At 66.9% G+C, this 11,423-nt stretch carries 13 protein-coding genes; 11 read left to right on the top strand and 2 right to left on the bottom strand.

What is annotated here, in order from left to right; all coding sequences use genetic code 11:
• Positions 1–148 precede the first annotated feature (148 nt).
• From C3Y15_RS20620 to C3Y15_RS20570, 11 genes are all read left to right on the top strand, one after another.
• Positions 149–550, top strand: a complete 402-nt coding sequence (locus C3Y15_RS20620; protein ID WP_011885115.1) for a DnaJ family domain-containing protein — start codon at positions 149–151, stop codon at positions 548–550.
• Positions 547–1,140, top strand: a complete 594-nt coding sequence (gene tadA / locus C3Y15_RS20615; RefSeq protein WP_124259631.1) for a tRNA adenosine(34) deaminase TadA — start codon at positions 547–549, stop codon at positions 1,138–1,140. The genes C3Y15_RS20620 and tadA overlap by 4 nt, the downstream gene beginning before the upstream one ends.
• Before the next feature lie 109 nt (positions 1,141–1,249).
• Positions 1,250–2,188, top strand: a complete 939-nt coding sequence (gene ldcA, locus C3Y15_RS20610) for a muramoyltetrapeptide carboxypeptidase (protein ID WP_059669242.1) — start codon at positions 1,250–1,252, stop codon at positions 2,186–2,188.
• 308 nt (positions 2,189–2,496) lie between these two features.
• Positions 2,497–3,201, top strand: a complete 705-nt coding sequence (locus C3Y15_RS20605) for a GntR family transcriptional regulator (RefSeq protein WP_011885112.1) — start codon at positions 2,497–2,499, stop codon at positions 3,199–3,201.
• Between the two features lie 149 nt (positions 3,202–3,350).
• A complete protein-coding gene (locus tag C3Y15_RS20600) occupies positions 3,351–4,835 on the top strand; it encodes an NCS1 family nucleobase:cation symporter-1 (protein WP_059568341.1) in 1,485 nt (494 codons plus the stop codon).
• 10 nt (positions 4,836–4,845) lie between these two features.
• Positions 4,846–5,679, top strand: coding sequence for an aspartate/glutamate racemase family protein (locus tag C3Y15_RS20595; protein WP_014723197.1), 834 nt, complete (start codon positions 4,846–4,848; stop codon positions 5,677–5,679).
• A gap of 150 nt (positions 5,680–5,829) precedes the next feature.
• Entirely contained in the window at positions 5,830–6,783 is a 954-nt protein-coding gene (gene puuE, locus C3Y15_RS20590; RefSeq protein WP_043291112.1) for an allantoinase PuuE, read from the top strand.
• On the top strand, positions 6,780–7,301 hold the full coding sequence (gene uraD / locus C3Y15_RS20585) for a 2-oxo-4-hydroxy-4-carboxy-5-ureidoimidazoline decarboxylase (protein WP_011885108.1): 522 nt from the start codon (positions 6,780–6,782) through the stop codon (positions 7,299–7,301). The genes puuE and uraD overlap by 4 nt, the downstream gene beginning before the upstream one ends.
• A gap of 46 nt (positions 7,302–7,347) precedes the next feature.
• A complete protein-coding gene (gene alc / locus C3Y15_RS20580; RefSeq protein WP_059463345.1) occupies positions 7,348–8,358 on the top strand; it encodes an allantoicase in 1,011 nt (336 codons plus the stop codon).
• On the top strand, positions 8,355–8,867 hold the full coding sequence (locus tag C3Y15_RS20575; protein WP_011885106.1) for an ureidoglycolate lyase: 513 nt from the start codon (positions 8,355–8,357) through the stop codon (positions 8,865–8,867). Before alc ends, C3Y15_RS20575 begins: the two co-directional genes overlap by 4 nt.
• A gap of 59 nt (positions 8,868–8,926) precedes the next feature.
• Positions 8,927–9,124, top strand: a complete 198-nt coding sequence (locus C3Y15_RS20570) for a hypothetical protein (protein WP_124259632.1) — start codon at positions 8,927–8,929, stop codon at positions 9,122–9,124.
• 581 nt (positions 9,125–9,705) lie between these two features.
• On the opposite strand, the gene C3Y15_RS20565 is transcribed toward C3Y15_RS20570, so the two are convergent.
• Both C3Y15_RS20565 and uraH read right to left on the bottom strand, forming a co-directional pair.
• Positions 9,706–10,899, bottom strand: a complete 1,194-nt coding sequence (locus C3Y15_RS20565) for a urate hydroxylase PuuD (protein WP_011885105.1) — start codon at positions 10,897–10,899, stop codon at positions 9,706–9,708.
• A gap of 53 nt (positions 10,900–10,952) precedes the next feature.
• Positions 10,953–11,306 carry a hydroxyisourate hydrolase gene (gene uraH, locus C3Y15_RS20560; RefSeq protein WP_046426965.1) on the bottom strand — a complete coding sequence of 118 codons (354 nt, stop codon included), beginning with the start codon at positions 11,304–11,306 and terminating at the stop codon, positions 10,953–10,955.
• Positions 11,307–11,423: the final 117 nt, after the last annotated feature.

The following is an 11,423-nucleotide window of genomic DNA, read 5'->3' as shown; positions in this document are numbered from 1 at the left end:
GCGCAGCACAGCCCCAAGTCGCCCCGATCTTCACACATGCGCGCCGATTCGGCCCCTAAAAAGACAATATCGAGCAGGTCTTCGAAGAGCCTGTCATACGCACGTCACCCTGCTAGAATTCGGCTGCCGCATTTGTTCCGATTGACTAATGAGATTGCTTGACGCACTGGTCGAACAACGCATCGCCGCCGCCGCCGCGCGGGGCGAGTTTGACGATTTGCCCGGTACCGGCGCGCCGCAGGCGCTGGATGACGACCTCCTCGTCCCCGAGGAGGTCCGGGTGGCCAACCGTATCCTGAAGAACGCCGGCTTCGTGCCGCCGGCCGTCGAGCAATTGCGCGCGCTGCGCAACCTGCAGGACGAACTGCAGGCGGTCGGCGATCGTGCCGCACGTTGCCGGCTTCAGGCGAAGATCCTCGCGCTCGACATGGCGCTGGAATCGCTGCGCGGCGGTCCGATGGTGATGCCGCGCGACTATTGCCGCCGCATCGCCGAGCGTCTGTGCGAACGCGGGCTCGACGAAGCGCCCGCCGAAGCGGGGCCGATGTGAGCGCAGACGCGCTGCACGACGCGGCCCCCGAATCCGTCGGCGCTGCCGATTCCCCCGTATCCGAGCCCACGATCGAGCCCGCGCCCGCGTCTGCGCGCGACCTGCATTTCATGCGGCTCGCGCAGGCCGCGGCCGAAGAGGCGCGCGCCGTGGGCGAAGTGCCGGTCGGCGCGGTGCTCGTGCGCGGCGACGAAGTGATCGCACGCGGCTTCAACCATCCGATCGGCGGGCACGACCCGTCGGCCCACGCGGAAATGGCCGCGCTGCGGATGGCGGCCCAGCATCTGCAGAATTACCGGATGCCCGGCTGCGAGTTGTACGTGACGCTCGAGCCTTGTCTGATGTGCGCGGGCGCGATCATGCACGCGCGCATCGCACGCGTGGTCTACGGCGCGGCCGACCCCAAGACGGGCGCCTGCGGCAGCGTGATCGACGCATTCGCGAATCCCCAGCTGAACCACCACACCGAAGTGACCGGCGGCGTGCTCGCCGACGAATGCGGCGCCGCGCTGAAGTCGTTCTTCGCGGAGCGCCGCCGCGCGGTGCGCGAAGCGCGGCTCGCCCGCGACGCCGAATCGGGCGCGGCATGACCGCCGCGCGCCGCGCGCGCTGCGCCGGCCGCGGCCTCCGCGCGTGATCGCTGAACCGGCAACGATCCAGGCCCTCTAAGCAGTGTTTGACGACCCGACTCCTCCCGCCATGTCCTTCCAGCCCGCCGCGTCCTATACCATTCGCCTGCTTGCGCCGTCCGGTTATCCGCACGATCCCGACGCGATCAATCGCGCGCTCGAGCGTTTGAGCAGCGCCCAGCAGCGCATCGAAAACATCGAGGCGACGCAGCGCCGCTTTCAGCGCTTCGGCGGCACCGACGGCGAACGCGCCGGCGACCTGAACCGCCTCGCCGATCCGCAGCGGGCGCTGCCCGACATCGCGCTCGCGGTGCGCGGCGGCTACGGCGCCGCGCGCATCCTCCACGGGCTCGACTATCGCGGGCTCGAGCGCCGCCTGCGCGATCAGCCTATCGCGCTGGTCGGCCATAGCGACTTCACCGCGATCCAGCTCGCGCTGTACGCGAAGGCGCGCATCAAGACCTTCGGCGGCCCGATGCTGTCGGCCGATTTCGGTGCTGAAACGCCGAGCGACTTCACGATGCAGCACTTCTGGCAGACGCTGTCGCAGCCGAGCACGACGATCGTCGCCGACGTGCCGCAAGTGCAGGCCGTGACCGCGACGGGCACGCTGTGGGGCGGCAATCTCGCGATTCTGTCGTCGCTGGTCGGCACGCCGTACATGCCGGACATCGAAGGCGGCATCCTATTCATCGAGGACGTCAACGAGCAGCCGTTCCGGATCGAACGGATGATCTATCAGCTGCATCTGTCCGGGCTGCTCGCGCGCCAGCAGGCGCTCGTGATCGGGCAGTTCACGGGCGCGCGGCCGTTCGAATACGACAACGGCTACGACATGGAGGCCATGATCGAGCAGGTGCGCTCGGTGATCGGCATCCCGGTCGTCACGGGCTTGCAGTTCGGCCACGTGCCCGATCTATTGACGCTGCCGTTCGGCGCACACGCCGAACTCGTCGCGAACGCGCACGGCTTCCGGCTCACGCTGTCCGACTATCCGCATCTCGGCTGACGGCCGATCGCTAACCTCGAAAGGCGGGTCTCCCGCCTTTTTCTTTAAGTAGACGCGCAACTAACCGTCGCTAATTTTCGACGACACGAAGCACATTCGCGCCGTCGCATGCACCAGTTTTGTCGACAAAATTCCCGGCAGGGTAAACGCCGTAAGCTGCCATGGATGGTCGTTGCGGCCTTGCCGTGCGCGGGTTTCGTGCGCCGCGCACTGCTCTGGCACACTCGGATGCACGCCGATTGTGCGAATTCAGGGAAAAGAATTGTTGACAATCTTTATGTCCGTCCTAGGATGAGGACCATCACACGATGCAGAACATGAACGAGCCCGATATCCCTGCGTCCGGCGCCGCCGGCCCCGAAGCGATCGCCGAGCGGATTCGCACCGCGATCCTCGAGCATCGGCTCGCGCCCGGCGCGAAGCTGACGGAGGCGCAGCTGTGCGACGTGTTCGGCGTGAAGCGCGGGACGATCCGCCAGGCGCTGTCGCAGCTCGCGGCCGACAAGCTCGTCGATCTCGAGCCGAACCGCGGCGCCTTCGTTGCGAGCCCGACGCTGCAGGACGTGCACGAGGTGTTCGAGATGCGCCGCATCATCGAGCTGGCCGTCGTCGAGCGGCTCGCGACGGGGCCGGGCGCGAAACGGTTGAAGGGCGTCGCCGCGCTGATCGACAAGGAGCGTCGCGCGTTCGAGCGTCACGATTTCGCCGCGTGGATCCGCCTGTCGGGCGAATTCCATACGGCGCTCGCCGCGCTCACGGGCAACGCGACGCTGTGCGAATGCCTCGACGGGCTCGTCGCGCGCTCGACGCTGATGTCGGCGCTGTACGAGTCGCACGGTCGCAGCCCGTGCTCGTGCGACGACCACGACGGGATCCTGGCCGCGCTGGAAGCGGGCGATTCGAAGCGGGCGGTGACGCTGATGGCGCACCACCTGCAGCATGTCGAACTGAAGATGCTGGACCGGCCCGCGCAAGGGCAGGTCGATTTGCGCGAAGTGTTCGGCGGCGCCTGAGCGGCGACGCGAACCGGCCCGCGCGCCACACGACGAGAGCAATGCAGGCCGGCGGTCAGCGCCGCCGGCCGCCAGTCCGACTCCGGGCGACGACCCGGAGCGATATCGATGACGGTGGAGCGGCCGCACGGCCGCGTCAAGGAGAAGTCATGGCTCAGTTCAGTGTGGCGCACGACAGCGCATATCCGGCGGAACAAGGCGGCGAGGGCGGCGATCCGGCCTTGCCGGACGGTTACAGCGAGCATTTGTACAACGAAGATTTGGCACCACTGAAGAACCAGACGTGGGGCGCGTACAACATCTTCGCGTTCTGGATGTCCGACGTGCACAGCGTCGGCGGCTACGTGTTTGCCGGCAGCCTGTTCGCGCTCGGGCTGACGAGCTGGCAGGTGCTGATCGCGCTGATCGTCGGCATCACGATCGTGAACCGGCTGTGCAACCTGATCGCGCGACCGAGCCAGCAGATCGGCGTGCCGTATCCGGTCGCGTGCCGCGCGACGTTCGGCGTGCTGGGCGCCAACGTGCCGGCCGTGATCCGCGGGCTGATCGCGATCGCGTGGTACGGCATCCAGACCTATCTCGCGTCGAGCGCGCTGGTGATCGTCGTGCTGAAGTTCTTCCCGCAATGGATGCCGTACGCGGACGTCCATCGCTACGGCTTCCTCGGGCTGTCGGCCGTCGGCTGGGCCGGCTTCATGCTGCTGTGGGTGCTGCAGGCGTTCGTGTTCTGGAACGGGATGGAGACGATCAAGAAGTTCATCGACTTCGCGGGGCCGGCCGTCTACGTCGTGATGTTCATCCTCGCCGGCTACATGGTGTGGCGTGCGGGCTGGCGCAACATCGGCATCAATCTCGGCGGCGTCAAGTATCACGGCGCGCAGGTGATTCCGGTGATGATCACGGCCGTGTCGCTCGTCGTGTCGTATTTCTCCGGGCCGATGCTCAATTTCGGCGACTTCTCGCGTTACTGCCGCTCGTTCGGCGACGTCAAGCGCGGCAACTTCTGGGGGCTGCCGGTCAACTTCCTCGCGTTCTCGCTCGTCACGGTAGTCACCACGGCCGCGACGCTGCCGGTGTTCGGAGAGCTGATCACCGACCCGGTCGCGACGGTCGGCCGCATCGATCATCCGACCGCGGTGATCCTCGGCGCGCTGACGTTTACGATCGCGACGATCGGTATCAACATCGTCGCGAACTTCGTGTCGCCCGCGTTCGATTTCTCGAACGTCGCGCCGCGGCTGATCAGCTGGCGCGCAGGCGGGATGCTCGCGGCCGTCGCGTCGATCTTCATCACGCCGTGGAACCTGTTCAACAACCCGGCCGTGATCCATTACACGCTCGATGTGCTCGGCGCGTTCATCGGCCCGCTGTACGGCGTGCTGATCGCCGACTTCTACCTCGTCAAGCGCGGCCGGCTGGTGCGCGACGATCTGTACACGATGTCGGAGCGCGGCGCGTACTGGTACACCGGCGGCGTGAACCGTCGCGCGCTCGCCGCGCTGCTGCCGGCCGCGGTGATTGCGGTCGTGTGCGTGATGGTGCCGGGCTGGGAGGCCGCCGCGAATTTCTCGTGGTTCATCGGCGCGGGGCTCGGCTTCGCGTTCTACCGGTTGCTCGTGAGCACGAACGCGTGAGGAGCGCGAGATGAAGATCAAGCTGATCAACCCGAACACGACGCAGCGCATGACCGACGCGATGGGCCGTTGCGCGCGCGAGATCGCGGCCGCCGGTACGGAGATCGTCGCGGTGAGCCCGCCGATGGGGCCGCCGTCGATCGAAGGCTATTACGACGAGGCGCTGGCGACGCCGGGGCTGCTCGCCGAGATCGCGCAAGGCGAACGCGACGGCTGCGACGCGTACGTGATCGCGTGCTTCGGCGATCCGGGGCTGTACGCGGCGCGCGAATTGGCGCGCGGCCCGGTGATCGGAATCGCCGAGGCGGCGATGCATGCGGCGAGCGTGCTCGCGCCGGGCTTCTCGGTCGTCACGACGCTCGCGCGCACCTGCGGGATGGCCTGGCATCTCGCCGAGCGCTACGGGATGAAGCGCTTCTGCCGCAACGTGCGCGCGACCGACGTCGCGGTGCTCGAGCTCGACCGGCCCGGTTCGGCGGCGCGGCGCATCATCGTCGACGAATGCCGGCGGGCGCTCGACGAGGACGGCGCCGATGCGATCGTGCTCGGCTGCGCCGGGATGGCTGAGTTCGCGCACGAGATCGAGCAGCAGATCGGCGCGCCGGTGATCGAGGGTGTCACGGCGGCCGTGAAGTGGGCCGAGGCGCTGGTGTCGCTGCGCCTCGCGACCGCGAAGCGCGGCGATTATGCGCGGCCGCTGCCGAAGCGCTACGACGGCGAATTCGCGCGCTTCAGCCCGCCGGACGACGCGTCGGCGGCTGCGCCGGCGAGCACGGGCGCGCGCAGCGGCAGCGCTACGTCGCCCGACGCCGGTTTGCCGCAACCGCACATACACGCGGTCTGACCTGCACTATCTGCGCAGCTGTATGGGCGCGTCCCGACCTTTTCGCTACACTGGGCCGTCGTCGCATCGGCCCGCGCGGCCGGCCTTCGGGCCCCGTGCGGGCCGATGCGAACCCACCATTTCAGCGAGCTTCAGCGGCACTCCGAACCCATGTCACTCGATCCCAACTATCCTCGCGACCTGATCGGCTACGGCCGCCATCCCGTGCAGGCGAACTGGCCCGGGCGCGCGCGCGTCGCGGTGCAATTCGTCCTCAACTACGAGGAGGGCGGCGAGAACTGCGTGCTGCACGGCGATCCGGGCTCCGAGCAGTTCCTGTCGGAAATCGTCGGCGCGGCCGCGTATCCCGACCGTCACATGAGCATGGAGTCGATCTACGAGTACGGGTCGCGCGCCGGCGTATGGCGCATCCTGCGCGAGTTCGAGAAGCGCGGGCTGCCGCTGACGGTATTCGGCGTCGGCATGGCGATCGAGCGCCATCCGGAGCTCGCGCGCGCCTTCGTCGAGCTCGGCCACGAGATCGCATGCCACGGCTGGCGCTGGATTCACTACCAGAGCATGACGCCCGAGCTGGAGGCCGAGCACATGCGTCTCGGCATGGAGGCGATCGAGCGCGTGACCGGCGAGCGTCCGCTCGGCTGGTACACCGGCCGCGACAGCCCGAACACGCACCGCCTCGTCGCCGAATACGGCGGCTTCCTGTACGACTCCGACAACTACGGCGACGACCTGCCGTTCTGGATGGACGTCGCAGTGTCGGGCGGCCGCACGACGCCGCAATTGATCGTGCCGTACACGCTCGACACGAACGACATGCGCTTCGCGACGCCGCAGGGCTTCAACACCGGCGAGCACTTCTTCGACTACCTGCGCGACGCGTTCGACGTGCTGTACGCGGAAGGCGACGAAGCGCCGAAGATGCTGTCGATCGGCATGCACTGCCGCCTGCTCGGGCGGCCGGGGCGTTTTCGCGGGCTGCAGCGTTTCCTCGATCACATCGAGAAGCACGAGCGCGTATGGGTGACGCGGCGTGTCGATATCGCGCGCCATTGGCGTGAACATCATCCGTATCAGCCCAATCATCGAGACGAAGGGAAAGCATGAAGGCGATGCGTTACACGTTGGAGCAACTGAACACGATGACGCCGAGCGCATTCGTCGCCGCGCTGTCGGGCATTTTCGAGCATTCGCCGTGGGTGGCCGAGCATGCGGCGGCGAAGCGGCCGTTCGCGAGCATCGACGCGCTGCACGAGACGATGTCGAACGCGGTGGAAACGGCCGGCGACGCACGCCAGCTCGCGCTGATCAACGCCCACCCGGAACTGGCCGGCAAGGCGGCCGTGCGCGGTGAGCTCACGGCCGAGTCGACGCGCGAGCAGAGCGGCGCGGGCCTCGATCAATGCACGCAGGAAGAGTTCGACAAGCTGCTGACGCTGAACCGCACCTATCGCGAGAAATTCGGCTTCCCGTTCATTCTGGCCGTGCGCGGCTATGACCGGCACGGCATCATCGCGAACTTCGAGTCGCGCGTGAATCATTCGCGCAGCGAGGAGCTGCGTGCGAGCCTCGACCAGATCTACCGGATCGCGCGCTTCCGGCTCGACGACCTGATCGACGCGTGACGTCGCACTGCAGCGGCCGCTTCGCATCACCGAACAAGGACACATCATGGCTGTTCCGCTTCTCGATCCCGCCGCGCCCGATTTCACGCGGCGCTACGTGAACCTCGCCGACCCGCGCCTCGGCGCGCAGGCGCTCGAAGCCAGCGACGACTTCTTCGCGCCGAAGGAGCGGATGCTGAACCCGGAGCCGGCGGTCTTCATCCCCGGCAAGTACGACGACCACGGCAAGTGGATGGACGGCTGGGAGACGCGCCGCAAGCGCACGACCGGTTATGACTGGTGCATCGTCAAGCTCGCGCGGCCCGGCGTGATCAAGGGCGTCGACATCGATACCAGCCATTTCACCGGCAACTTCCCGCCGGCCGCGTCGATCGACGCCGCGTACGTCGTTGACGGCGCGCCGACGGCGACCGAGTGGATCGAGATCGTGCCGTCGACGACGCTGCAGGGCAACAGTCACCATTACGTCGAAGCGCGCGACGAGCGCGCGTTCACGCATCTGCGCGTGAACATCTATCCGGACGGCGGCGTGGCGCGGCTGCGCGTGTACGGCCAGCCGCAGCTCGACTGGGCCGGCGCGAGCGCGACCGAGCAGTTCGACCTCGCGGCGATGGAAAACGGCGGCTACGTCGTGGCCGCGAACAACCAGCACTTCGGGCTCGCGTCGAACCTGCTGCTGCCGGGCCGCGGCGTGAACATGGGCGACGGCTGGGAAACGCGTCGCCGCCGCGAACCAGGCAACGACTGGGCGATCGTCGCGCTCGCGCAGCCGGGCGTGATCCGCAGGATCGAAGTCGATACGGCGTTCTTCAAGGGCAACTACCCGGACCGCTGCTCGATCCAGGCCGCCTACATGTCGGGCGGCACCGACAGCTCGCTGATCACGCAGTCGATGTTCTGGCCGGTGCTGCTCGGCGAGCAGAAGCTGCAGATGGACAAGCAGCACTTCTTCGAACCGGAAATCGCCGCACTCGGGCCGGTCACGCACGTGCGCCTGAACATCATCCCGGACGGCGGCGTATCGCGTCTGCGCCTGTGGGGGACGCTCGACAAATGAAGACGCTTGCAATCGAACCGCTGACCAGGCAAGCGTTCGCCCCGTTCGGCGACGTGATCGAAACCGACGGCGCGAAGCAGATTCCGATCAATCTCGGCACGACGGTGCGCTTTCACGATCTCGCGAACGTCGACGTGACCGACGCGGGCGGCCGCACGCTGGTCAACCTGTTTCGCGGCCAGCCGCGTGAGCTGCCGTTCGAGGTCAGGATGCTCGAGCGGCATCCGCTCGGCAGCCAGGCGTTCGTGCCGCTGAACGAGCGGCCGTATCTCGTCGTCGTCGCGCCGGCGGGCGAGCTCGATCCGTCGAAGGTTCGTGCGTTCGTGACGAGCGGCTGGCAGGGTGTCAACTACGCGAAGGGCGTGTGGCATCACCCGCTGATCGCGTTGGGCGAGGTCAGCGACTTCATCGTCGTCGATCGCGGCGGCGACGGCCTGAACCTGAACGAGCAGGACCTGCCGGAATCGCTGTGGCTCACCGAAGATGCGCTCGAGGCGGTGATGGTCTGAACGCCGTTGCCGTAGCAGCGATCGTCGAACCAGCCCGCGCGACACGCGCGGGTTTTTTTATGTCGGTGCGCTTGGGGATCGCGGTGTGGGTGGTGGTCGGCATTCGTGCGCAACACTGCGAGGCAGTGCGGCGCACGGCCACGAACCGACACGCAGAGCAGTACGTGTGGCTCGATCGCGCCGATGCGCATGCGATCGTCGCGACGCGTTGGCGCGTGAAGTACGGTTGCCGGCCCGGTGCCGATGCGTCGATCTGAAAGCGAACGCACGGCCTCGCTGAGCACGAAGCGGACGGGGCGTCGTCGTTCGAGGCGATCGTCGCGTTTCGTCGAAGCCGACGCGATGACCGTCGCGGCTGGCTGGTGTTCGTGTCGCCGTCCGGCGATTCGCACAGCGCCGTTTCGCCGTCCCGTCGCAAATCTTCGGGCTGCAATCGTGATGGGCGTGCAGCTGGAACGAGCGTTCCGGGTCCATTCATGATGCCGACCAGGAAGCCCGCCGCGAGACGGCGGCCGTGCGACGCAACCGGCCCGTGTTTTTCCGCGCCGCATGAATCGCGCTGAGCGCGCATTCCGATCGCGCCGCGTCGCATTCTCTACGCATCGTTCACAGCAGGGCGCAGCTGTACCGTGACGACGGTCACGCATCACGATCACATCTTCCTGCCGTTCGACGACCTCCCATGAATCTACTGCTCGTGCTGCAGCGTGAAGCGATGCGCGGCTGGCGCGACGGCCGTACCTTCGCGCCTTCGCACGTGCCAAAAAAAACGGGCCCGTTTCCGGGCCCGCATCCACCAACGTATCGCACCGGCGATCACACGCCGGCTCACAGCGCCTCACTTCACCGCGCCGCCCTCGAACCAAGCGGCGAGCTTCACGCGCTCGTCGTCGGTCATGTGCGTGACGTTGCCGATCGGCATCGCCTTCAGGCGCACGGCCTGTTCGTAGATGCGCTGCGCGTTCTTCGACACTTCGTCCGGCGTGTCGAACATCACGCCGGCCGGCGCGCTGCCCATCAGCGTCGGCTTGGCCGAGTGGCATTCGATGCAGCGCTGCTGCAGGATCGGCATGATGTCGTTGACGGCGAGCTTCGGCGCGTTCGCGGCCTCGGCCTGCGGCGCGACCGGCTTCGGCATCGTCCACACGAGCGCGCCCGACAGCAGCGCGACGCCGCCGATCGGCAGGTACCACAGCTGCTTGCCGCGGTGACGCATCACGAAGAACTGACGAATCAGCGCGCCGGCCAGCATGATCAGCACGAGCACGACCCAGTTGAAGCGGTTCGTGTACGTCATCGCATAGTGGTTCGACAGCATCGCGAACACGACCGGCAGCGTGAAGTAGGTGTTGTGCACCGAGCGCTGCTTGCCGCGCTTGCCGTAGATCGGGTTCGGCTCTTCGCCCTTGAGCATCTTGTCGACCATCTTGCGCTGGCCGGGGATGATCACGAAGAACACGTTCGCCGACATGATCGTCGCGAGCATCGCGCCGACGATCAGATACGCGGCGCGGCCCGCGAAGATGTGACACGCGAGGTACGCGGCGATCACGACGTAGATGCCGACGCAGATGCCGAGCACGCGATCGTTGGTGCCGAGGATGCGGCACAGCGAGTCGTAGACGATCCAGCCGGCAGCGAGAAAGCCGAGCGCGGATGCGACCGCGACCACCGGCCCCATGTCGAGCACGCTCTTGTCGATCAGGTAGGTGTTCGGCGCGAGCAGGTAGAGCACGAAGAACAGCGAGAAGCCCGACAGCCACGTCGTGTACGACGGCCACTTCGACCAGTGCAGGTCGTCGGGCATTTCCGGCGGCGCGACCGTGTACTTCTGCATGTTGTAGAAGCCGCCGCCGTGCACATGCCACAGCTCGCCGAACACGCCGCGCTTGCGCTGGTTCGCGTCGGTCGGCGGCTTGAGGCTGTTGTCGAGCGCGACGAAATAGAACGACTCGCCGATCCACGCGATCGCGACGATGACGTGCAGCCATCGCAGCGCGAGGTTCAGCCAGTCGGTGATGAAGCCTTCCATGAAACTCCTCCAGACTCAGATCGTTGTCTTCGATGCAGGCGCCGATGCGTATGTCAGCTGCCGCGATAGGTGCTGTACGACCACGGCGACACGAGCAGCGGCACGTGGTAGTGCGATGCGGCGTCGGCGATGCCGAAGCGCAGCACGACGCGGTCGACGAAGCGCGGCTCGGGCACCTTCACGCCGAGCGACGCGAAGTAGTCGCCGGCATGGAACACGAGCTCGTATTCGCCGGCGGCGAGCGCCGCGCCTTCGAGCAGCGGTTCGTCGCAGCGGCCGTCGCTATTGGTCAGCACGGTCTTGAGCGCGCGGCGCGTGTCGCCGTCGAGCGCGTAGAGGTCCACCTTGACGGCAGCGCCGGGACGACCGTGTGCCGTATCGAGTACGTGGGTAGTGAGCTTTCCCATTCGTTGTGTCCTTATGTGAATGCGAGGTTCGGCGGCGACTCGATCCATTGACTGTGCGGCGGATCGAGGCTCCACGTCACGTGGCTACATACCCGTCGGCGAAATTGATGCGAGCGC

It is taken from the genome of Burkholderia sp. B10 (genome assembly GCF_004368385.1).
In the GTDB taxonomy this organism is placed as follows: domain Bacteria; phylum Pseudomonadota; class Gammaproteobacteria; order Burkholderiales; family Burkholderiaceae; genus Burkholderia; species Burkholderia vietnamiensis.
Note: the sequence above shows the minus strand (reverse complement) of the source record. Positions and strands in the feature narration are given on the sequence as shown.

Coding starts and splice junctions, on each gene's coding strand:
- ldcA (WP_059669242.1), top strand. CDS start 1,250: ATGTCCTTCCAGCCCGCCGCGTCCTATACCATTCGCCTGCTTGCGCCG.
- puuE (WP_043291112.1), top strand. CDS start 5,830: ATGTCACTCGATCCCAACTATCCTCGCGACCTGATCGGCTACGGCCGC.
- C3Y15_RS20565 (WP_011885105.1), bottom strand. CDS start 10,899: ATGGAAGGCTTCATCACCGACTGGCTGAACCTCGCGCTGCGATGGCTG.
- C3Y15_RS20575 (WP_011885106.1), top strand. CDS start 8,355: ATGAAGACGCTTGCAATCGAACCGCTGACCAGGCAAGCGTTCGCCCCG.
- alc (WP_059463345.1), top strand. CDS start 7,348: ATGGCTGTTCCGCTTCTCGATCCCGCCGCGCCCGATTTCACGCGGCGC.
- C3Y15_RS20620 (WP_011885115.1), top strand. CDS start 149: ATGAGATTGCTTGACGCACTGGTCGAACAACGCATCGCCGCCGCCGCC.
- C3Y15_RS20595 (WP_014723197.1), top strand. CDS start 4,846: ATGAAGATCAAGCTGATCAACCCGAACACGACGCAGCGCATGACCGAC.
- C3Y15_RS20570 (WP_124259632.1), top strand. CDS start 8,927: ATGTCGGTGCGCTTGGGGATCGCGGTGTGGGTGGTGGTCGGCATTCGT.
- uraD (WP_011885108.1), top strand. CDS start 6,780: ATGAAGGCGATGCGTTACACGTTGGAGCAACTGAACACGATGACGCCG.
- uraH (WP_046426965.1), bottom strand. CDS start 11,306: ATGGGAAAGCTCACTACCCACGTACTCGATACGGCACACGGTCGTCCC.
- C3Y15_RS20605 (WP_011885112.1), top strand. CDS start 2,497: ATGCAGAACATGAACGAGCCCGATATCCCTGCGTCCGGCGCCGCCGGC.
- C3Y15_RS20600 (WP_059568341.1), top strand. CDS start 3,351: ATGGCTCAGTTCAGTGTGGCGCACGACAGCGCATATCCGGCGGAACAA.